Consider the following 21,862-nt stretch of genomic DNA (forward strand, 5'->3'; position numbering starts at 1 on the left):
ATGACTAAAGTTATCACAACTGGAAACTTCAAAGGTGGGGTGGGGAAGACAACAAACTCCGTAATGCTGTCTTATACATTGTCTAAAATGGACAAGAAAGTATTACTAATTGACTTAGATCCCCAAGCTAATGCAACAGATTTATTGCTAACAACAATGACTAATATTTATAAAAAGAAACCTGACTTTAAAGAAACACTGTTTGAAGCCATCAAAAATAATAATCCACAGGAAGCGTTAATAAATGTAAAAGATAATCTAGATTTGTTACCATCTTACTCAGACTTACAAAACTATGAACGTTACCTTTATGATAATTTTTCTGATGATTACTCACAAGATCATCACTTAACAAATTTCATTAATGAATTCAAAAATGAATATGACTTTGTATTTTTAGATATTCCACCACAACTGAACAAATTTACAGACAATGCACTGGTAGCCAGTGATTTTGTAATCGTTATACTACAAACACAAGAACGGGCTCTAAAAGGTGCTGAAAAATATATAGAGCACTTATTAGAGTTACAAGATGACTATGGTCTGAATATAGATCTTTTAGGAATACTTCCCGTACTACAACAAAATGGATCAGAACTTGATTTAGATGTCTTGCAAGATGCCACAGAAAGCTTTGGTGATAACAATATCTTCAAAACTCATATTAAACAGATGAACAGACTAAAGAGATTTGATAGAACTGGTATTACCGATAATACTAAGGATATCCACGACAAACGTATACATGCAATATATGGCGATCTCATCAAAGAAACGCTCGAGCGCATAAATATATTTGATCAAAAATAAGGAGCATTTATCATGACTGACAATATTGGACTAAGCTCATTCCGAAAAAAGAAAACAGAGCGCCCAGAAAATATTACACCAGAACTATCAGAAGATATTAACCGCACAATGCCAGAAGACTTGCTAAAGCTTCCACAAAGTAGGCTTACAAGTAAAGACTTACCAAAATCGATTAGGCTCCCATTAAACACACACACAGCCATTAGCACAATTGCCACTTTGCAAAGTAAAAAAATTTACGAGGTAATTAATGATATTGTGGAAGAATATATTAGTAACTTACCTGCGAGTGAAAAGAAGATTATTCGTTCAAGTATTGAAACCGTAAACAATAATCATTAATTAAACTGGTTTATATTTTTAACAAAAGAAAACTAACTTTGTAATGTTTCTAAAAGGAGCAGAAAACAAAAAGTTGCTCTTATACTAAAAAAATGGACTATTTTTATTCAGTCCGTAAAATGAAAGTATAGGAGTATTTTTATGTCAATTCGTTATTCACAAGATTTCAAAGATTCATTGGTTAAACTTCACCAAGAAGGCCGTTCACTTAAATCATTAGCAGAAGAATTTGGTCCGTCGAAAGATTCTATTGCTATTTGGCTTAAACAAGCTACCCCAATCATGATCAAGGGTCAGTCAAAGACTTTAAAAGACGTCAAGCAACTAGAGAAGCGCCTCGCTATTTTGGAGGAAGAAAACGAAATTTTATCACACATAGCCTGACAGGCATTGAGCGGCCATCTTACTAGCCAAAAAATAGTCCGTAATGTGGTATTGCCGCTCGTTAACCAATTTTTAGCACAAGGCTACGCGCTTGTGCGTATTTTAAGTGCACTTAAAATCAAACCTAGTACCTATTACAACTGGCGCCATTGGCAGCCCAGTCGACAAGAAAAGCGTAGAGAATCTCTAAAACCTTATATTTTAGACGTTTGGAAAACCTTTAAATTTTATGGTTATCGCCGTATTGCTGCTTATAGTCAACAAACCGACGGTCCGAAAGTATCTGGGTATATGACACTCAAATTGATGCGTGAATTAGGGATTAAATCCCGCATGCAAAAACGTTATCGCAAGCCAAAAACTGTGGTGACTGTTGATCAAAAGCCCAATTTGATTAGACACTTGCATGATTTGAGCGGTGTTTGGCAAACAGATATCACTTATATTCAGTTGACTAATCACAGATGGGTCTATTTAGCGACCGTTTTGGATCCTGAGAAGAGAAAAGTATTGGGCTATAAAATTGGCGATACAATGACAGCCGAGCTAGCCACAAGTGCCTTACAGATGGCTTTAGATAAGCATCGAAAGCCATTAATTATTCATTCAGATATGGGGTCACATACACGAGTGCTGAATTTAATATTAAATGTCAAAATTATGGCTTGAAACATTCATATTCACTCAAAGGACATCCATACGATAATGGCCGTATGGAAGCATTTCATTCAATATTGAAACGTGAAGAGGTGTATTTGAAGGCATACGAAACATTAACGCAAGTCCAAGCAGCCATTGGTTGGTATATCAATTTTTATAATCGCAATCGTATCTCAAATGTTGCCTAAGTAACTGAATAAAAATAGTCCAATTTATTGACTTCTGAGCAAAAAAAGGCGCTCTGTTGCTCGTAGGGCGCTTCTGCAAGTTCTTCAGGTAAAAGTAACAATCCAAGTGGCTAACGCCTTCACATCGTCTCTTTTCATGCAATAAACGTCATTTAAACGCGCATTGAAACGTGACAGCATATCTGAACCATCCGCCATGAGCTCTTGATTCAGATAGGTTTTCGACACATCAATTTCTTTGTTAGTGTGATGGTCAGTTTTACGTTCAAAATGGACTGCTAAACCAGGGACTGCGCCACGCGTATTTTTCTTTAAATGCGCCATCAAAAATGCCTCCTCGAAAAAGGTTTTCCAAGACCAGTATAACACCGTTAAAAATCTGGTATAGCCTGTTATACCAAAATTCTATTTTGGACAGGCTCTGCGAGGCGCGTCATCGACAAGCGATGACCGTAGCGTTTCCCCTTCCTGCTGGGGAAACTGCTATTTTACAGCGCCACTTATCCGGCTTGTAAAACCTCCGGCGGGTCACGCCGTGACAGGGCAATTTATCATTGCAGGATCACTTTCAGTGAGAGCATGTCATGCAGAACGTTACCCGCGTGGGGCAAGCTGATGTCAGCTTAACCACATTAAAATAATCGGTAAACGTAAGTGTATAATAACAAAAAAATTGTAGTGGACTATCGCAATTAATAGGTGTTATACAATAAAAGCAAACAAAAAGGCACCCTTAAGGTGCCCACATTATTTTAACGATCATTAAGATCATCAAAATAACGTTTGATTGCGAACGTCACAACAGCAACACAGATTGCGTTAAACAATTGTGTGAGTTCTTGAAAAAAGTAAATCATGGAGTCTAAACCTCCTTGCCGTTGCAGTTATAGTAGGAAACAACAGCTTTTTAAGTATATCATGTTTTGAAATACCAATAATATAATGTTATAATGTTAATAGAAGAAAGTACATGGAGACTAACCTCTCTAGTAAAAAGGGCTAGTGCGTAGGAACACCAGCTCTTTTTGTTTGTCTTTTTTTTTTGAAGCAAGTTTCCTTTCAGGGCAAGACAGTGTATAATTATAAACAATAACTGCCATGAAACAGCTCTGCTGTTTCAAAGGCTTGGGCCAGTACGCTGGTCAAGCCTGGTGGCCCACTTTAAAATACAGTGACGCTGATAGTATGATGGCTGGACTGTTATTTTTGACAATTAAAGACGCTTCAAAAAATTTCTTTAACCCCCAAATCACTAATAGGGGGGTTAAATTTACAAAAAAGCCAACAGGCAAACAACCCTCATGCTTACGGGGCGTAGGGTTACAGCGAAATAATATTCGTGTATAAATTAATGTAATAATGAAAATTTGATAATAAAAATCGGCCGTTAAATGGCTTTTTTATTAGATAAATCATTTTTAGGTTGCTATCAAGCTATTTACGATTAAGGAGGATTATATGACATACAATGCGATTAAAGGACGCTTTACACACGTTGCGCCCGATAAATCGATAGTGTACGGTGATAAGCCTTATACGTTTGCCTTAACACCAGAACAAAGTGAACAGATTGACCAGGCGGTTTATGCGGTTGTCCTGGCCAAAAATTATAAAACGACCTCTTTCTCAATTGATGAGAAGTTAACGTTGTCTGACGAAGAAGTCACCCAACACAAATTAATGGTCCGTTTACGCCTCCGCAAAAAGCACAAACAGCCGTCTCATAAACCGCTCACGGACTAAAATTTCACAAATAACAAAAGGCTAGTTTTGGGGATTATGAGAGCTAGACCAATTATTTTAAGCTCAATTCACAAGAACAGATCACAGAAAAAGCGCCAAACCCTATGAAATTAAGGCTTGGCGCTTTTAACTTGGTATAAGCTGCATTATGTTAATTCGTTAAATTAATAATACCCATATGGACTATATTGGTGTCCAGGTTTAGGTTGCGTCTTGCCATTCAATTGATCTAGAACCTTTTGAGGGTCGGCTGGATGGTATACATGTCCAATTGCCCCTAAAACGTCGCCAATCCAATGTCATCCGCTAATTTTGTTGCACTCTGAATTAGATAACTTTTTATAGTTACTTAAATAGCTTTTCATAATATCGACTATGAGCGTAACATGATTAAATAGTTAAGATAATTACACTCTTCAGAATGCTAATATTATTCATAATTACTAAAAAGTGCTAGAATTTGAGATGAGGAGTGATCATTCATATCCTGTAATTTCAATTTTCAGTAAGTACACTGCTAAAAATATAGAGGAAAATTAAAATGGAACAGTCCAATAAAAAATATTTCTTTGATGAGCCAGCTTTTGATCTACATGATGGCGGATATGTACCTCTCATAGTAAATAATGCCCCGGAAATGCCTTTAAATATACCACCTATTTTAAAAGCAGATAGAGAGTCTAAAAATGATATCTACTATACCGTCACTGCAAAATCAGGGAAATCGCAAATATTGCCAGGGGAAAAGACACAGGCATGGGGTTATAATGCTAATTTTTTAGGTAAGACTATTATATTTCACCGCGGTCAAAAAAATCATATCACTTTGAAGAATGACCTGCCAGAATTAACTACTTTTCATTGGCATGGAGCTGATGTTAGTGGCCCTTATGTTGATGGGGGTTGTCACGCGCCTGTTTACCCAGGGGAAATCAAACATATTAATTTTACGTTGAATCAGCCCGCTGCGACATTATGGTTGCATGCTCACCCATGTCCATCCACAGCAGAACAGGTGTGGCAAGGATTAGCTACAATGGTTATTGTTCAAGATGAGCATGAATCCCAATTATCAATACCAAGAAATTATGGAGTAGATGATATTCCAATTATTTTACAAGATAGACATTTTCACAAAGATAATCAGTTTGATTATCGTGCCGATTATGATCCTGATGGTGTTGCAGGTCCCACGGCTGTTATCAATGGAACAGTCAACCCATACTTCGATGTCACAACACAAAAAATAAGGTTACGTTTTCTAAATGGTGCTAACCGTCGGGAATGGCGTTTGCATTTTTCCGATGATTTGCCATTTGATCAGATTGCGGGGGATTGTTCTCTATTACCCAAGCCAATCAAGCTGACAGGTTTAATGTTGAGCTGTGCTGAACGTGCAGAAGTCATTATTGATTTTAGCCAATATCATGAAGGTGATGAGGTAACCTTATATACTGATCAAGTGCCACTATTAAAGTTCCGCATTCACAATTTCGCAAAAGATACTACAAAAATTCCCGATCATTTAATTAATTTAAAGAAACCGTCAGTTGAACCGTCATTACCCATTCGACATGTCGTCATGCAAGGAATGGATGAAAGTGTTGCCATAGATGACAAGAAATTTGCTATGGAACGCATTGATGCCGAGCAAATAGTTGGAGAGTATCAGTATTGGGATGTCACGAATAGTAACGAAAAACCGGGAATGGTTCACCCATTTCACATACACGGCACTCGCTTTTTAGTACTAACACGTAATGGAAAAGATCCATATCCAAATGAGAACGGTTTCAAAGACACCATTGGAGTTAACCCAGGAGAAACTGTTCGAATACTAGTTAAGTTTGATTTACCTGGTATATATATGTATCATTGCCATATTTTAGAACATGAAGATGGTGGTATGATGGCACAAATAGAGATAGTAGATCCAAAAAAGCCGCATCAGAAGTATCAGTTAATGGATATGAATACTTTAATGAACGCGTTAGCTGAGGAGCGTGGTATTGAGTTATCTAATCTTTGGATGGCAGGTATGGAGTCGTACGAAAAAATGGGAATGAAAATGTAAGATTTTGCTAGAATACTTCCGATGAAAAATGGTTGATCAATCATATTCGCTGTTAAACTATTGGTATGTTAAGATTAAGGGAACAACATATTTAAAAACAAAACATCACTTTAACTACACTACAGTTTGCTCTTATACTAAAAAAATGGACTATTTTTATTCAGTCCGTAAAATGAAAGTATAGGAGTATTTTTATGTCAATTCGTTATTCACAAGATTTCAAAGATTCATTGGTTAAACTTCACCAAGAAGGCCGTTCACTTAAATCATTAGCAGAAGAATTTGGTCCGTCGAAAGATTCTATTGCTATTTGGCTTAAACAAGCTACCCCAATCATGATCAAGGGTCAGTCAAAGACTTTAAAAGACGTCAAGCAACTAGAGAAGCGCCTCGCTATTTTGGAGGAAGAAAACGAAATTTTATCACACATAGCCTGACAGGCATTGAGCGGCCATCTTACTAGCCAAAAAATAGTCCGTAATGTGGTATTGCCGCTCGTTAACCAATTTTTAGCACAAGGCTACGCGCTTGTGCGTATTTTAAGTGCACTTAAAATCAAACCTAGTACCTATTACAACTGGCGCCATTGGCAGCCCAGTCGACAAGAAAAGCGTAGAGAATCTCTAAAACCTTATATTTTAGACGTTTGGAAAACCTTTAAATTTTATGGTTATCGCCGTATTGCTGCTTATAGTCAACAAACCGACGGTCCGAAAGTATCTGGGTATATGACACTCAAATTGATGCGTGAATTAGGGATTAAATCCCGCATGCAAAAACGTTATCGCAAGCCAAAAACTGTGGTGACTGTTGATCAAAAGCCCAATTTGATTAGACACTTGCATGATTTGAGCGGTGTTTGGCAAACAGATATCACTTATATTCAGTTGACTAATCACAGATGGGTCTATTTAGCGACCGTTTTGGATCCTGAGAAGAGAAAAGTATTGGGCTATAAAATTGGCGATACAATGACAGCCGAGCTAGCCACAAGTGCCTTACAGATGGCTTTAGATAAGCATCGAAAGCCATTAATTATTCATTCAGATATGGGGTCACATACACGAGTGCTGAATTTAATATTAAATGTCAAAATTATGGCTTGAAACATTCATATTCACTCAAAGGACATCCATACGATAATGGCCGTATGGAAGCATTTCATTCAATATTGAAACGTGAAGAGGTGTATTTGAAGGCATACGAAACATTAACGCAAGTCCAAGCAGCCATTGGTTGGTATATCAATTTTTATAATCGCAATCGTATCTCAAATGTTGCCTAAGTAACTGAATAAAAATAGTCCAATTTATTGACTTCTGAGCAATCAGGTTGATGTTCCAATTTGGAATATTATTAATTGCCCTGTTGGCATATCTAGACAAAAAAAAATAACTGCTTAACTTTGGTGAGTTGCAGTTACTTTTTTAAAGTTTAATCTGTGATAGTCACTATTTGATATAGTAACGTTGTAGAGTCACGTGTTAGAGCACGTGGCTTTTTCTATACTTAAATTGTATAACAACATGTGTGCTTAATGCAACAATTGAAAATATTAATTATATTATTTAATTACTAAACTCTATATCATCTGTACCATCGCTAGTAGCGATAATTGTTCCATTAGGTAATTGGACATTGATTGCAGGATTATTCATATCGAAAACCACAGCTTGTCTGTTTGCAATAGTTTCAAGTATGTCCATTGCGTCACGTAAATCGGAATTAGAATAGTTAGCCCAGTCATCATACCCAACGTAAGTTAATGTGTTAGTGCTCTTATCATAGGTTGCATATTGAGCAGTGCCTTTTAATAATGAATTTACTTTATCCTCATAGTCTTTTGAGTTATCAGTACTTGAAGAGCTACTAGATTCAATTTCATCAGAACTTGATGATTCATCGTCGCTAAAGCTTTCAGAACTATCTTCCTCTGAACTAGAAGACTGTTTATGGCTGACCGAAGAAGATGACTCTGATTCTGAATTGCCAGAATTATCACTAAAAATTGATAATCCAATAACGGCAACAATAATTACGGCGCAGATTATAAAAGGCAATGGATGTTTTTGTATAAAGTCTTGTTTCTTTGGTGGGCGTCTCATGAAATTATGTTTCTCTCTATTAATCTATTGTTATATCCACATCTAAATATATACCACTAATTAAAATATGCAAGTTTACATAAGGGCGGTTATCGGCACTAGCCGGTACGACGCCGTTTATAAGCCGTCACTTGTGAATTTCAAAAATTCGCCTTGTGAAGGCTTATTTGTTGCACGATACAACTTGTGAAATCCGGCTGGTTCACAATCTATACCACCTGTTTTCTCTCACCGGCAGGGCTCGGCCCTGTTCCACCTACAAAAACACCCAGAAATCACGCCGTTTTAAGCTGAAATCCGGGTTTTGAAAAATTTTCGGAGTCCGGCAACTCTCGGTACCGAAAAAACCTGTCCATAATCTTGACATCAGCGCCCCCCATAAAAGACTCTAACGTCTTAAAAATGTTGCTTTTTAAAACTATACAGTAAAAAAAAACGGATACCAAGTATAAAATTAGGTATTTGTTTTTTGTGAGCTACATAAATTCACAAAAATCGTACCTCTCTCGAATAACGAGATACTTTTTTAGTTAAAATGCTTGATAATTGGCTATAGTTTTATTCATACTAATAGAAAAAGAAAATACGGAGGTATGTTATGACCTTTTCAAAGAGTTTAAAAGAATTACGTTTGCTACATGAGTTATCACAGACACAATTAGCTAGAAAATTAAATGTTTCCCCTAAAACTATTTCAAACTGGGAAAATGAAAGAAATTTACCGGATATTGAATTGATTATTAAAATATCTAAAGTCTTAGACGTAACACTGGATGAACTAATTACTGGTAATATTCAGTTAGAGAATAAACTAATCAAAGATAGTCATAAAGTTTTTCGTGATAATGTAATGTCTATCGTGGTGAGTTTATATTCGATGTTAACCGGTATGTTAGCAATGGTGTGGTTTTTAAATATTCAAACCCCACTTCGTACCATTGTTTTTTCAACTTGGTTATTTGTTGGCTTCATTTTTGGATATATGATAGAGCCTACTGATAATAAAAATCCTTTTGATTCTATATCGCCAATAATTCGATATAGCTTCATAGCACTGTTCATTGTTTTAGGCTTATCAATAATAATTGGCTCTTCTTGGTTGATCGTAAACTATCCACAAAAAATTATTTACTTCGTTACTATGATAGTTGGAGTTGTCATAATAATTATGACTAAACCCATTTGGCCCACAAAAAATAGAAATGCTGAATAATTCAGAAATGATTGAGTTAAGGGGCTATAACTATCAATTGTCTCTGTTAAATACTATAAAAAAAGCCTCTAACAAATCAACTTGGCTTGTTAGAGGCTTTTTTTATTTAGATAATATAATAGCCCTTGAAATGTAAGGCTAAATTGAATGGCTAAGCGTTGCTATATAGAGGCGCATAAATACTTTGTTTCTCAATTTTGGCTAGGCATGTTATAATGAATACAGAAAAAGGAAGCCTTGCGCTAACAAGACTTCCCATTATAGAGCCGTATAAGACGGTGGCAAACTTAAAACGATTAAATAACCGCTAGCTTGGCAGAGCTAAGGCGGTTATTTTTTTTGTTGGTTTTTAATCAACTCAACAACTAATGCTAGTAAGGTAACTATGAAAGTACCAAACATTAGCATAAGCTGTAAAGCGTCCGATACGGACACTTGGGCTACTCCTTTCCTAGAATGTGAGTTTATAGTTTTTACACCATAAGCACCACCCCCCTTAAGGAAATAGCCACCGCCTTAACTTCTCTACTTGAACTATTATACAGGATAAAGCGTGATTTACCTATTGATGATTAATGCTCTAATATCCTGAACGGCTAGTTTTCTATTTTCAATATAAATATAATTATCCGACATGTTTTCAATGAACCCAGATATATTTTTTTTTGGTTTCATGATTGAAGTTAGTTTCATCTAATTGAATAGTCACAGTATAATAATTTGCTAATGCGTGCATTGCATTATGAAATATTTTATCCGTAGTCATTTTGGGTAACTTTTTTTCACTATATACATTTTCCTGATCCATTTTCCTTAATGCAGAAGTATGGTCGCTTAAAAAGAAGCCACGCCACTTTTTAATGCCCCTATCTCTATAATCATACTGAAAGTAATTATTGATTAAAGCGCTAAAATCTTGATCCATTTCATTTCTCATTTCAAATTTTTTATTCCTCAATTATACGAACGTTAGTTCCCTTATGCAAGCGGCTCGATTTTAAACTTTTGTTATATTATATATGTAGTTCAAAAATATAGACTAAAAGGAAAATTTTGTTATGCTTAAAATACTAAGTGAATCCATATACCAAATTTACAAGTTTACATCAGGGATAGTATCATGGGGATTAATTAATATACCTGTTAGCTGGTTATCTTTTTTTATAGCCATCATAGGTTTGGCTAGGAATAATCATAATAAATTACGACAAAGATTTGATTATTCATCAGTAACCCACCCATGTAATACAGTTATTACTGTTTACAACGACAGTTTAGTAACAGAAACTTCACGATTTAATGGAATAATAGTCACTGCAAAAAAGCCAAACTTACTACGGAAAAAAGTAATTAAATGGAATTTGAAAAATAAAAAATTTGGACATAATAAACAGCTTTTATTCCCTTTTCATCAAATGGTAAATATTCAGAATAACGAAGAAATAAAACAATCTGATTTTTTTGCTGTTAAGAGCCATGAAATGAGAGAAATTATAATCAATAAAAAAAATTTTTTAAATTCAATAAAAAATAAGCTATACAGTAATATTAAGGCACTTACAAAGTTTACTAATAAGAAAGCATTTTATGTATATTTTGTTTATGAAACGGTTACTGGTAAAACAAGAATGTTTGCTGTTAAAATTATTTTTGATGACCCTATTGGTCAGGATCTAAATATTGACGATTGTAATAAAGTGCTACAAGCTAAATTAAAGTACAATAACTAACAAGTTAAGGGTAAAATACAACTAATATTTAAAAAAAGGGATAGCATTAATAGATGGATTACACTGAATTCTACAAACATGTTAAAAACGAATTGAAAGTTACCGGAACAGATAACCAGTTTCATCTGTATTATGATGAAACAAATAACTTTAGATCTTTTAAAGTAGACGATAAAGGTTTTAATGCTGACGAACATGCCTATTTCATACTTGGAGGAATTGGCATAAAAACCGACTCGCATGACATTGTTGAAGGTGTTGATAGCCTCTTCTCAAAATTTGGTATGCAAGCAAATGCTCAAGAAATAAAGTTTAAGCATATCAAGAATGGTGCCAATAATTTTATTGAGTTAATGGATAAAAAAAGAGTAAAAGTTTTTTTGAATTGGCTTTATGAAAATGACAATGTTTTTATCCACTATAATTATGTAGATAATTTTTATTTCTCTATTGTTGACTCTTTACCCAATTCAATGCTTCTCGGCATAGAATTTAATCGTGACCTAAAAGATTGTTTGTATCAAATTATGAAAACTGATAAAGAATATTTTACAAACCTTTTCGTTTTATTAGGCTATCCAAATGTTAACAACCCTAAATTACTAATAAATAAAATTATAGAAAAGATAAATGAAATTACCCCATACGGAGATGATTTTTGTTTAGAGTATTTACGACAGATCTTAAAATCAGCAATTAGGTCCAAACTTCCTCTTTTAGAAAATAATGTCGAGGGTGAATTGATAGATAACTACTCTGATCTATACGCACAGAGTATTTATTCTTTTCCAAATTCTCATCACAAATTTGATCATGAATATAATATTGAGCCATTTTTAGCGAATAACCCTATTTATGTAAATGACAAACTAGTAGACTATATTTTTGATGATTCTAAACATTCTCGATTATTACAATTATCTGATTTAACAGTTGGCATTTTAAGACATTGGATGAGTTTCCTTGAAAAAAATTCGGAATCGAAAATTTCAGATATTTTAAACAGTTTATCTAGCAATCAAGAAACAAACATTCGAAAATTACAACAAGTTATGAACAATTCACTATCTGAAAGTCAGGGTTTCAAAATTGGTTCTGGGAGTAATACGTTTGAAAATAAAGTTTCCGATTTCTTAACTTATAAATTTTAACTAGAATAATTCAGATACTCGCTTATTACTGACTATAAAAGATCCAGAACATATCAACTTAAGGACGGTAAGAAATTATATTAAATTTAATTTGCGATACAAGATAATGTGCATTAAAAGGTGACATATCTTAACAATTGTGTCGCTTTTTTTTTGTGCCTTATAATTAAAGGTGTTAAAATAAGTCATAACTTACCACCATAAAGCAGTCCAATTAATTTATTGACTTCTAAGTAAAATACCAGGAGTTTTGCTATGAGTTAACTATGATCCTAGGTGGTCACTAAAACATTCCTTAATTCAGGGTCTATAATTATAATAATGGCACTTTAAAGCGCCACAAAGTACATAGAAGACCTTGATACTTATACACCTATGTTGATGGAAGCATTGCATTTAAGTTTATGGTGTATCATGTTGTTATACAAATTAAAATTATAGGTGGTTTAGAATGAAAAAAATTTATTTTTTATGTACAGGAAATTCTTGTCGCAGTCAAATGGCTGAAGGATATGCAAAAAAAATATTGCCGGCAAATGAGTTTCAAATCGAGAGTGCAGGGATTGAAACTCATGGGTTAAATCTAAATGCTGTTAAAGTTATGGCTGAAGATGGAGTAGATATTAGTAGCCACTACTCTAAATTAATTGATCTAAATTATTTGAACACTTCAGATTTAGTTATTACTTTATGTGGTGATGCCAAGGATAAATGTCCTATGCTTCCCCCTCAAACCAAGAGTTTACACTGGCCTTTATCTGACCCAGCGCAAGCCACAGGAACTTTAGAAGAACAACTACAAGAATTCCGTAAGGTTCGTGACGAAATTAAAAAATTAGTTACAAGTTTGAATAACTACGTTCATTAATAAAAAAACGCCATATAGTGCCGCAGCAAAACAGTCCAATTAATTTATTGACTTCTAAGTAAAATACCAGGAGTTTTGCTATGAGTTAACTATGATCCTAGGTAGTCACTAAAACATTCCTTAATTTAGGGGCTATAATTATATAATGACCCCTAGGAAAGACTATTAAAACAGCCCCCATTATCTAATAGTTAGATAACGGGAGTTGTTTTTTTATAAAATGATATAATACTCCCTATATAGGAGAAAACGTATGTCTAGACAAAAACGATCGATCAAGGAAAATAATGATAAATTAAAAGTTCAATTAGAACTCCTCCGTAGTTATACGGAACACTTTGACTCAGGTATGATTCATATGGCTTTGCCAATGGCTACACAGGTTCGTGTATTAATACATCAAACAGATAAGTCCAATTTATTGACTTCTGAGCACTTTTTCATCCGGCTGTTGTCGGCGCCGATCATTGTGCGATCGGGGGTGGGCATATGAATTCATTGATTAGTTTAGAAAAAGTTAATTATCAAATCGCTGATCAACATATTTTACATGATGTTGATTGGCAGATTCCAGCTGGGGCTCATATTACATTGACGGGACCATCCGGTGGTGGGAAAAGTACGTTATTACGGATCATTGCGGCCATGATTTCTAAAACAAGTGGGACCTTGATTTTTGATGGGCAGCCGCTTGAAAGTTACGACCCAATCATGTATCGGCGGCAAGTCTCATATTGTTTCCAACAACCGACGTTATTTGGTGAGACGGTGGCAGATAACTTAGCTTTCCCGTACCAAATTCGTAAGCAAGTCATGGATACGCAACGAGTGGTAACGGCGTTAAATAATGTTGGGCTGTCCGAACGAACCCTGCATCAGCCGATTATCGAGCTTTCCGGTGGTGAACGGCAGCGGGTCGCGCTGATTCGCAACATCTTATTCTTACCAAAAGTGTTGTTATTAGATGAGGTGACAGCTGGTTTGGATGAAAATAATAAGCAAATCGTGCACGCCTGGTTACGACAGTTAAATGAGCAGGATCACGTGACAACGATCATGATTACTCATGACGCGACAGAGATTGCTGCGGCAGATCAATTAGCGAAAGTGGTTGCTGGCAGATTGGAGGTACACGCATGAATTTAGCAGTTAATAATACGTCGCTATTTTTGGCGGCAATGTTAGTGCTCGTCGCGTTAGGAATTAGTTTGTGGCAGAAACTTGGCTTGGATAGGGACATCGTCATTGGTGTCGTGCGGGCTGTTGTACAACTATTTATCGTGGGTTACTTGCTAAAGTATATTTTCCGAGTCAACAATTTGTGGCTAACGCTGGCGATGATAGGCTTCATTATCTTCAATGCGGCTTGGAATGCGAAAAAACGGGGGCCGGGGATTGACCATGCATTAGCCATTTCGTTATTAGCCATTTTTGTTAGTACGGGGGTAACACTCGGCGTCCTCGTGCTATCTGGTGCGATTAAGTTTGTGCCATCGCAAATGATTCCCATTTCTGGTATGATTGCGTCGAATTCAATGGTCGCAATTGGGCTGGCTTATCGCAGCCTCAATAGTCAGTTTCATGACCAGCGGCAAGGTGTGCTTGAACGGTTGGCGTTAGGGGCTGGTCTACTTGATGCTTCGATTGCCATCGTGCGTGAGGCGATTCGTACGGGGATGTCACCAACCATTGATTCGGCAAAGACTGTGGGTCTAGTCAGTCTGCCAGGGATGATGTCCGGTTTGATCTTTGCAGGGGTCGATCCAGTACGGGCCATTAGGTATCAAATTATGGTCACGTTCATGCTCTTATCAGCGACTAGTTTGGGGTCAATCATTGCGTGCTATTTAGCTTACCGTAATTTCTATAATGAACAAAAACAGTTGAAGTAATGACTCCTGATTGCAGTCCCGCGGGGAGTCCTTTATGATGGAAGCTGAAATAAAACTTAATGCGGGGGTATTGATGTGAATGACGCAGCGGTTTGGGTTCCAGTTCCAGCAATGTTTTACTGGGGCTGGTTAGTACCACTCATATTTGGAACCATTTTTGGTTGGCGTTATCATCGCGATAAGGTTCGCCTAGGTAACGGTATTTGGTTTTCGCTATTTTTCTATTCGTTTTTAACCATGCTGGCGATTACAATTTTAGGTAGCAATATCCACTGGTTGATCATTATCAGTGGGACGTTGTTTGTGTTGCTGATCCTGTTGTTTGTGCTAATTCAGCCTGATAAGGTTGACATCGAGATAATTCATAAGAAATTGTTGACGGTGATCGGTTCAGCCGAACGCCCATTTGGATATTGGACAGCCCTAGTTCACAAAAGGTTTCGATTTTAATTCGTTCGGAATAGGTTATACTAGACAAAAGTGAACCAATTATAGGCAAGGACTGTTCTATTATTGAGGTTAAATAGATATGCAACAAATCGTACTCCCAATCAAAGACTCTAACGTCTTAAAAATGGTGCAAGACACCTTACTAGATAGTTTTCGGGCAGGTCGCCGTAACTACACCATCTTTCAAGTTGGCAAAGCCACCCTGCTGCGGGTGAGTGATGTGATGACGTTAAAGAAATCCGATGTCTATAATCCAGATGGCTCTGTTAAACACACGGCCTTTATTCATGATAAAAAGACCGGTAAAGCAAATACACTATATTTAAAGCCCGTGCAACAAGACTTGTTGCAATATCATGATTGGCTAGTCCAACAGAATATCAATTCGGACTGGTTATTTCCTTCAACGGCCCATCCAGACCGGCATATCACTGAGAAGCAGTTTTATAAGGTCATGTCACGTGTTGGTGATCTATTAGGTATCAACTATCTAGGCACACACACCATGCGTAAAACAGGCGCTTACCGCGTCTATACACAGTCAAACTACAATATTGGTTTAGTCATGCACTTACTGAATCATTCAAGTGAGGCTATGACGCTTACTTATCTTGGCCTGGATCAAGCAAGTCGCGAAACAATGTTAGATCAAATTGATTTTGGGTAATAACGCCAACTAATCTCCCTAAATTAGTACGTATTTGTTCATTTTGACGCCACTATGGAGGTATTTTTAATGACTAGGATTACTAAGGCACAATTAGACAACATCATTACACGTTGCCACCATCCGAGGTAATTGGTGCCCCATTGTCTGAAACTGCAACTAAAGGGTTGCTAGGTAATACTTTTTGAGTCATAATTTTAGACGCTCCAATTTTTGAGTATTTGGTTTGTTTTTCACTAACAAAATATCATAACAAAGAGCTCCTATGGTTTTCACCCAACGGGTGAAAGCGCAAAACCCGCTGAAACGGTATTAACTTGCTGTTTCAGCGGGTTTTTGTTTGTCTTGATGAATAATCCGGGTATTAAGTTCTACACCATCTCACTTTTCTCGACCATAGAGCGTCTTTCTAGATATCCCCGAACAGATTTACTCACCTGTTTGGGGTTTTCTTTACAAAAAAGTGTTTTTTGTCAGCAGGCGTGTTGGTAACCACTAAAAGTAACTCCCTAAGGACACCATTTTCGATGACGTAATATAACATATCGTTTCTTTGTATACATGGTTAGCTATTACAGGTCGACTCAATTAAAGGTGTTCTAAAAATATGATTTAAAATTTTACCCGGATTATTTCTAACGAATCGACAGGCAAGCACCCTGATGCGCTATACTCTGCTGATTTAATGAACGCAGCTAAAGAAGAAGCTAAGCATCGAGGATTGTTTGACTTAAATAATCTATAACTGATTACCATATAACTAAATATCTAAAAAGAAAAACGTCTTGAATATTCAAGGTGTTTTTTTGTCTACAAATAATAATTCAGTAAGATACCAACGCCATAAGCAACAATTGCAGCGACGTACCCGACAGAAAGTGTGCGTAGAATTTCTGTTCTTACTTTCTGCTCTGACAGGTTGGCCTTCACCCAGCCTAGCAACGCCAAAGAGACACCGACGATGACAAAGGCGATTGGAAAGGCGATGTCTTTGTCGTGAATGAGCGCATTTGTAATTAAGTAGGCACCTAGTGGAATTAAACCGAAGACGTTAAACGAAATGAATGTCGCGATACCAGCTGCCAATGCTTTACTTTTTGATTGATTGTTATCCGATGTTGCTGACAGGTAGGCACCGGCCCCCATTGAAAAGCCATCGGCTAATAAGTTTGAGAATCCCAAAATGATGATAACGATGTTTGAAACGTTACCACCGACCGATCCAGCAACGACTGCGAACGTCGTGATAATGCCATCTAAGCCACCGTAGACGATGGCTGAAACGTGTTTTTTCATTTATTTTCTCCAGTTTCTCTCAGTGGTGATAAAACCAATATATAAGAAAAAAGTGACCAATTATCGGTAATTTCACATCGGATTAAAAATGTTTCAAAAACGAAACAAATAAAACCCGGATTATTCATGCACTAAATTTTTAACCACAGCTAAATCAGTAAAATACGATAAAACACCTTGAAACTGCCAGTACCTTGGCACAGTTTCAGGGTTTTTTTTCGATTGAGCGTTTTTTGAGAAAAATAGGAACACTAAAACCAGCCAGATTTTGCTATTTTTTTGAAAATCTACTTCGTTGTTTTATTGCTACAAAGCATTTAGTCGTTCCCAAGCTCGCCAGAACAGACCATCGAATTGTTCTTGGGTGCGGCTATCTAACGTCAAAATCACCTTGCGGGCGTGCTTAGTGACACACGTCCACCGATTTTTAACAAACGGTCTCGAAAGGTATTGATTGTCCACGATTGTTGCTGGTCGTCCAACGCAATACTCTTCATCAACCGCATCAAGTTTGATACAATTACTGAGATCCACATGCGCGCTTTGTTGGCGAAAAATGAACTGCTATCAGTTTTGCCAAAGGCAAATCCACCTTTAAGCTCGCGAATAATATCTTCAATCGCCGCACGCTTGCGGTAAACACGGACGATGTCTTTTTGTGGAAGACTTAGGTTAGTGACGATGAACTGTGTACCGCCATGTTCATCATTTAAAACGATATCCTTATTTTTAAGTATAAATCGACTTAACTTGATACAAATAATAATTCATCTAAATCAAATATCTCAACACATTTTTGGGTATGCCGTTTAATTAGACCTCTCTCTTCCAATGATGAGAACTTACGGCTTATTGTTTCTGGAGTTGTCCCCAGGTAAGTAGCCAAATCTTTTTTTGACATGGGTAAAGTCACATAAGTATGGTTTTTTTCATCTTCAACATTTTCTGATAGAAAATCAATAATTCGAGCTTCAACAGGTTCAGTACTGACTTGCACAGTTTGTTTTTCTGATAACTGTAGCCGTTTTGTAATATCCGATAATATTCGTCGCATGATTTCTGGATAGAGATCTAAATATTGATCTAAATTCTTTTTATGAATCCTACAAATACTTGTTTCCGATATTGCTTCAGCATAATTCGAATGATAACTTTCAGTCTGTAAAATAGCAACTTCCCCCATAAAATCACCAGGATGTAGGATGCGTATAGTTTGCTCACGACCAGACTCACTTAGGCTATAAATACGTACACGTCCATTGTTTATGATATATAATGTGTCATCTTTATCACCAAACCTAAATAATAGCTCATTCTTTACGTATTGTACTTCATTCGCTGATTGAGCAATTAGACGCATTTGTTCATCATTGAGATGATTGAAAATCGGCACTAAACGTATACAATCTACATGACTATGATGATTATGGTTTGCCATACCGTTTTCCTCCTAATTAATCGTTATCTATATAGTCATCGTCTTCTAAGGCATCCTTATTAATAAATGCTTGAAGTTGCCAAATATTTACGTCTAAATAAGCTTTATAACTAATTAGTGAATCTTCCAAAGCATCATTTCCTTCTTCTTGTGCTAAGCGAATTGCACGAATAGTAAATTCACGATTAGATCTAAAATCTTCTACTATCTGTAGGACCATCTCATCAGCAGTGTAATATTTTTCCGAAGAATCTTCAGAAATCGTTGTAAATTCTTGAAATTCAGTAGTTGTTGATGCTGGCTTAAATCCTGAAGCTAGTAAACGTTCTGCAATTTTATCAAACCATGCCTCATTCTCGTTATATAAATTTTCAAAAACATTATGCAATGCATAGAAATTTTTGCCTTTTACATACCAATGATATTGATGTAATTTTACATGTAATGTATGAATATTAGCAAGTATATGATCTGTAACAGCTGCAGAATTAATCTTAGTATGATGAATGTGTTCTTTATATGCTTGTTCGGCAGCTAATTTTTCTTGCCTTTCATTTATCGTTGTCATTTTATGCACCTTCCTTTACTTTTGAACTAATTACTGGGTATCCTAAGTCTTCAATTGCTTTTTCAATTGTATTCAAATTGACCTGATTTTCATCAAAATCCACTTTTACCTTACTCGCATTGAAAAGTACTTTTACAGAATCTTTTTTTACACCAGCAGTCTGTTTTAAACCATGTTCGATTTTTTGTAAACATGATGGACAAGTTAATGTTTCTAATTTTAATGTTGCTTTAGTCATATCTATCACTCCTTTAAGTAAATTATATAGGCCATTCTTTTTAAAATACTTGATATAGATCAATTATCTTAATTGATAACCTCTTAATCTCATTGCATTTAAAATAACTACTAAAATACTGGCCTCATGAACCAACATCCCAATTGACATAGACATCCATTCACTAAATATTAAACTAACCAATAGTATTATTACGACTCCAACAGCAATTAGAATATTTTGTCGCATATTCGCATATGTTCCTTTTGCTAGGCCTAAGGCATGAGGAAGGCGGTTAAAGTTAGAATTCATTAAAACAATATCTGAACTTTCAATTGCGACATCTGTTCCATTCCCCATAGCTATACCTACCTCTGCAGTAGCCAGAGAGGGACTGTCATTAACGCCGTCACCGATAAAAACAACTATTTCACCTGAGTCCTGTCGTCTTTTTAGAAATGCTTGCTTGTCCTCTGGTAGCATATCACCATGGGCTTCGGTTAAACCTAGTTCCTTTTTAACTGAATTAACTGTACCTTGATTATCACCTGATAATACAATGAGATTTTTAATACCAAGTGATTTTAATTTTTGTAAGTCCTGCTTAACACCTGGTCGAACTTTGTCGCGGATACCCATTAACATGATTAACTTATGATCAACTGCCGTTAATACAATTGAATTACCGGTTCTTTCTAATTTATTCAATTTTTTTAGAACATCATCAGATAGCGGTATACTTTCTTGTTTCATTAAGGCTTTATTCCCTACTGAAACAATGTGCCCATCTACGTGAGCAATTACGCCCCCACCTTTTACAACCTGTGTATTTTCTATAGGTTTTAATTTATATTGTGCTAATTTATTTGCAATAGCAACGGCTAATGGATGATCAGACTCATTTTCAACTGAAAACAATAGCGATAAATCCTCCTCCTGATTATTCCCGTAGTGAATCATCTCGCTCACTTCAGGCTTTCCTTCAGTTAAGGTACCTGTTTTATCGAATAACACTGTATCTGCATTGGCAAAATGACTAATCACTTCAGAACCCTTAAATAAAATACCATTTTTTGCACCATTTCCTATACCCGCAACATTTGAAACAGGTACACCAATTACCAAGGCCCCTGGGCACCCAAGTACTAATACAGTAATCGCAAGTTCTGTATCTTTGGTTAATACCCAAACCAACAGCCCAATTGTAAGTACTGCAGGTGTATACCAGCGAGAAAACTGGTCAATGAATCGTTCTGCTTCTGATTTAGAATCCTGTGCTTCTTCTACCAACTCAATAATTTTTCCAAATGTAGAATCTTCCCCTACTCTATCAGCCACTATTTGAATAGTACCATTGTCCATAATAGTACCGGCAAATACTTCATCGTCTTTTTCTTTCTTTAAAGGTAAAGATTCACCTGTGATATTAGCCTCATTTACATATCCTTTTCCAGTAGTTACTTGACCATCTACGGGAATCTTGGCACCAGTCTTTACTAGGAGAATATCCCCTTCTTCTACTTCATCAATATCTACTTCTGCAAATTGTCCCCCTGTCAATTGCTTAAAAGCAGTTTCTGGAGCCATTTCCGTCAACTCTTTAATAGCTGATCGTGTTCGGTTAAGTGTTCGTTGTTCTAAATATGATCCAAATAAAAATAAAAAAGTAACAATTGCTGATTCTTCATAATTTTGAATAAAGAGAGCACCAATGACCGCTATCGTTACTAAAATATCAATACTTACTACTTTTACTTTCATAGCCTGATAAGCCTGTAAAGAAATGGGGGTAACGCCTAATATCGAAGCTATAATAAAAGCACTATTAGAAATTGTTGTATTGGCAAAAATAAAGTGTGCGATTAGTCCTAAAGCAATGAGTAAGCCACTGATACTCATAATTTTATTTTTATGTTTAAGAATATTATGTTGCATATGATTTCTCCCTTAATTTTAGTTCAACTAAAGTGTATTAACTTTTGGGAGATATAAACTTGACGTCCATCAAGTTTATGAAATAGTTCTAAATAAGTAAAAATATTATAATATTGGCTTAGTCATGC

At 36.0% G+C, this 21,862-nt stretch carries 28 protein-coding genes and 2 pseudogenes; 19 read left to right on the top strand and 11 right to left on the bottom strand.

The window, feature by feature from the left end:
• The 5 genes from RHP64_RS10305 (at position 1) to RHP64_RS10325 (ending at position 2,387) form a co-directional block, all read left to right on the top strand.
• On the top strand, positions 1-813 hold the full coding sequence (locus RHP64_RS10305) for a ParA family protein (protein WP_010277775.1): 813 nt from the start codon (positions 1-3) through the stop codon (positions 811-813).
• A 12-nt stretch (positions 814-825) separates the two neighbouring features.
• Positions 826-1,155, top strand: a complete 330-nt coding sequence (locus RHP64_RS10310) for a hypothetical protein (protein ID WP_011666813.1) — start codon at positions 826-828, stop codon at positions 1,153-1,155.
• Positions 1,156-1,296: 141 nt separating this feature from the next.
• Positions 1,297-1,539 carry a transposase gene (locus RHP64_RS10315; protein ID WP_011666812.1) on the top strand — a complete coding sequence of 81 codons (243 nt, stop codon included), beginning with the start codon at positions 1,297-1,299 and terminating at the stop codon, positions 1,537-1,539.
• Between the two features lie 45 nt (positions 1,540-1,584).
• Complete coding sequence (locus RHP64_RS10320; protein ID WP_160212135.1) at positions 1,585-2,208, top strand: DDE-type integrase/transposase/recombinase; 624 nt, start codon at positions 1,585-1,587, stop codon at positions 2,206-2,208.
• Positions 2,209-2,252: 44 nt separating this feature from the next.
• Positions 2,253-2,387: an IS3 family transposase gene (locus RHP64_RS10325; RefSeq protein ID WP_223824565.1), complete on the top strand. Its 135-nt coding sequence runs from the start codon at positions 2,253-2,255 to the stop codon at positions 2,385-2,387.
• 8 nt (positions 2,388-2,395) lie between these two features.
• Here the strand turns inward: RHP64_RS10325 and RHP64_RS10330 are convergent.
• Positions 2,396-2,711, bottom strand: a pseudogene (locus RHP64_RS10330) (plasmid recombination protein); the annotation flags it as partial.
• A 1,134-nt stretch (positions 2,712-3,845) separates the two neighbouring features.
• Between RHP64_RS10330 and RHP64_RS10335 the strand changes: the two are divergent.
• The 6 genes from RHP64_RS10335 to RHP64_RS10360 all read left to right on the top strand — a co-directional run bounded on the left by RHP64_RS10335 (position 3,846) and on the right by RHP64_RS10360 (position 7,599).
• Positions 3,846-4,130 carry a hypothetical protein gene (locus tag RHP64_RS10335; RefSeq protein WP_128684603.1) on the top strand — a complete coding sequence of 95 codons (285 nt, stop codon included), beginning with the start codon at positions 3,846-3,848 and terminating at the stop codon, positions 4,128-4,130.
• Between the two features lie 541 nt (positions 4,131-4,671).
• Positions 4,672-6,204: a multicopper oxidase family protein gene (locus RHP64_RS10340; RefSeq protein ID WP_010276660.1), complete on the top strand. Its 1,533-nt coding sequence runs from the start codon at positions 4,672-4,674 to the stop codon at positions 6,202-6,204.
• A 194-nt stretch (positions 6,205-6,398) separates the two neighbouring features.
• On the top strand, positions 6,399-6,641 hold the full coding sequence (locus tag RHP64_RS10345; protein ID WP_011666812.1) for a transposase: 243 nt from the start codon (positions 6,399-6,401) through the stop codon (positions 6,639-6,641).
• A 45-nt stretch (positions 6,642-6,686) separates the two neighbouring features.
• Complete coding sequence (locus RHP64_RS10350) at positions 6,687-7,310, top strand: DDE-type integrase/transposase/recombinase (RefSeq protein ID WP_160212135.1); 624 nt, start codon at positions 6,687-6,689, stop codon at positions 7,308-7,310.
• A gap of 44 nt (positions 7,311-7,354) precedes the next feature.
• Positions 7,355-7,489: an IS3 family transposase gene (locus RHP64_RS10355; protein WP_223824565.1), complete on the top strand. Its 135-nt coding sequence runs from the start codon at positions 7,355-7,357 to the stop codon at positions 7,487-7,489.
• A 41-nt stretch (positions 7,490-7,530) separates the two neighbouring features.
• Positions 7,531-7,599, top strand: a complete 69-nt coding sequence (locus RHP64_RS10360) for a putative holin-like toxin (RefSeq protein WP_219843272.1) — start codon at positions 7,531-7,533, stop codon at positions 7,597-7,599.
• Positions 7,600-7,772: 173 nt separating this feature from the next.
• Here the strand turns inward: RHP64_RS10360 and RHP64_RS10365 are convergent, their stop codons facing one another.
• Entirely contained in the window at positions 7,773-8,309 is a 537-nt protein-coding gene (locus RHP64_RS10365; RefSeq protein WP_010278992.1) for a hypothetical protein, read from the bottom strand.
• 598 nt (positions 8,310-8,907) lie between these two features.
• On the opposite strand from RHP64_RS10365, the gene RHP64_RS10370 reads away from it, so the two are divergent.
• Positions 8,908-9,522, top strand: coding sequence for a helix-turn-helix transcriptional regulator (locus RHP64_RS10370; protein ID WP_010278995.1), 615 nt, complete (start codon positions 8,908-8,910; stop codon positions 9,520-9,522).
• A 330-nt stretch (positions 9,523-9,852) separates the two neighbouring features.
• Here the strand turns inward: RHP64_RS10370 and RHP64_RS10375 are convergent, their stop codons facing one another.
• A complete protein-coding gene (locus tag RHP64_RS10375; protein WP_220457755.1) occupies positions 9,853-9,930 on the bottom strand; it encodes a putative holin-like toxin in 78 nt (25 codons plus the stop codon).
• A gap of 232 nt (positions 9,931-10,162) precedes the next feature.
• Positions 10,163-10,447 (bottom strand): hypothetical protein, encoded by a 285-nt coding sequence (locus tag RHP64_RS10380; protein ID WP_011666810.1) that lies wholly within the window; start codon positions 10,445-10,447, stop codon positions 10,163-10,165.
• 133 nt (positions 10,448-10,580) lie between these two features.
• Here RHP64_RS10380 and RHP64_RS10385 point away from each other — a divergent pair, with 133 nt between their 5' ends.
• The 6 genes from RHP64_RS10385 to RHP64_RS10410 all read left to right on the top strand — a co-directional run bounded on the left by RHP64_RS10385 (position 10,581) and on the right by RHP64_RS10410 (position 15,163).
• Complete coding sequence (locus tag RHP64_RS10385) at positions 10,581-11,252, top strand: hypothetical protein (RefSeq protein ID WP_010276797.1); 672 nt, start codon at positions 10,581-10,583, stop codon at positions 11,250-11,252.
• Positions 11,253-11,305: 53 nt separating this feature from the next.
• Positions 11,306-12,403: a DUF3800 domain-containing protein gene (locus RHP64_RS10390; RefSeq protein ID WP_010276794.1), complete on the top strand. Its 1,098-nt coding sequence runs from the start codon at positions 11,306-11,308 to the stop codon at positions 12,401-12,403.
• Between the two features lie 451 nt (positions 12,404-12,854).
• Entirely contained in the window at positions 12,855-13,271 is a 417-nt protein-coding gene (gene arsC, locus RHP64_RS10395) for an arsenate reductase (thioredoxin) (RefSeq protein ID WP_010276791.1), read from the top strand.
• A gap of 253 nt (positions 13,272-13,524) precedes the next feature.
• A complete protein-coding gene (locus RHP64_RS10400; protein WP_010276787.1) occupies positions 13,525-13,764 on the top strand; it encodes a hypothetical protein in 240 nt (79 codons plus the stop codon).
• Entirely contained in the window at positions 13,761-14,411 is a 651-nt protein-coding gene (locus tag RHP64_RS10405) for an ABC transporter ATP-binding protein (RefSeq protein WP_010276780.1), read from the top strand. The genes RHP64_RS10400 and RHP64_RS10405 overlap by 4 nt, the downstream gene beginning before the upstream one ends.
• Positions 14,408-15,163, top strand: a complete 756-nt coding sequence (locus tag RHP64_RS10410) for an ABC transporter permease (RefSeq protein WP_010276774.1) — start codon at positions 14,408-14,410, stop codon at positions 15,161-15,163. The genes RHP64_RS10405 and RHP64_RS10410 overlap by 4 nt, the downstream gene beginning before the upstream one ends.
• A gap of 319 nt (positions 15,164-15,482) precedes the next feature.
• On the opposite strand, the pseudogene RHP64_RS10415 reads toward RHP64_RS10410, so the two are convergent.
• Positions 15,483-15,641 (bottom strand): annotated as a pseudogene (locus tag RHP64_RS10415) (helix-turn-helix domain-containing protein); the annotation flags it as partial.
• 51 nt (positions 15,642-15,692) lie between these two features.
• On the opposite strand from RHP64_RS10415, the gene RHP64_RS10420 reads away from it, so the two are divergent.
• Entirely contained in the window at positions 15,693-16,280 is a 588-nt protein-coding gene (locus tag RHP64_RS10420) for a site-specific integrase (RefSeq protein WP_010276764.1), read from the top strand.
• An 810-nt stretch (positions 16,281-17,090) separates the two neighbouring features.
• Here the strand turns inward: RHP64_RS10420 and RHP64_RS10425 are convergent.
• The 6 genes from RHP64_RS10425 to RHP64_RS10450 all read right to left on the bottom strand — a co-directional run bounded on the left by RHP64_RS10425 (position 17,091) and on the right by RHP64_RS10450 (position 21,734).
• Positions 17,091-17,576, bottom strand: coding sequence for a VIT1/CCC1 transporter family protein (locus RHP64_RS10425; RefSeq protein ID WP_010276755.1), 486 nt, complete (start codon positions 17,574-17,576; stop codon positions 17,091-17,093).
• Between the two features lie 386 nt (positions 17,577-17,962).
• A complete protein-coding gene (locus RHP64_RS10430) occupies positions 17,963-18,343 on the bottom strand; it encodes a transposase (protein ID WP_105299921.1) in 381 nt (126 codons plus the stop codon).
• Positions 18,322-19,014, bottom strand: a complete 693-nt coding sequence (locus RHP64_RS10435; protein WP_011666808.1) for a Crp/Fnr family transcriptional regulator — start codon at positions 19,012-19,014, stop codon at positions 18,322-18,324. The genes RHP64_RS10430 and RHP64_RS10435 overlap by 22 nt, the downstream gene beginning before the upstream one ends.
• Before the next feature lie 16 nt (positions 19,015-19,030).
• A complete protein-coding gene (locus RHP64_RS10440; RefSeq protein ID WP_010276748.1) occupies positions 19,031-19,582 on the bottom strand; it encodes a Dps family protein in 552 nt (183 codons plus the stop codon).
• Between the two features lies 1 nt (position 19,583).
• Complete coding sequence (locus RHP64_RS10445; protein ID WP_010276741.1) at positions 19,584-19,820, bottom strand: heavy-metal-associated domain-containing protein; 237 nt, start codon at positions 19,818-19,820, stop codon at positions 19,584-19,586.
• 63 nt (positions 19,821-19,883) lie between these two features.
• Positions 19,884-21,734 carry a heavy metal translocating P-type ATPase gene (locus RHP64_RS10450; protein WP_010276737.1) on the bottom strand — a complete coding sequence of 617 codons (1,851 nt, stop codon included), beginning with the start codon at positions 21,732-21,734 and terminating at the stop codon, positions 19,884-19,886.
• Positions 21,735-21,862: the final 128 nt, after the last annotated feature.

Source organism: Leuconostoc sp. XM4, from assembly GCF_055698815.1.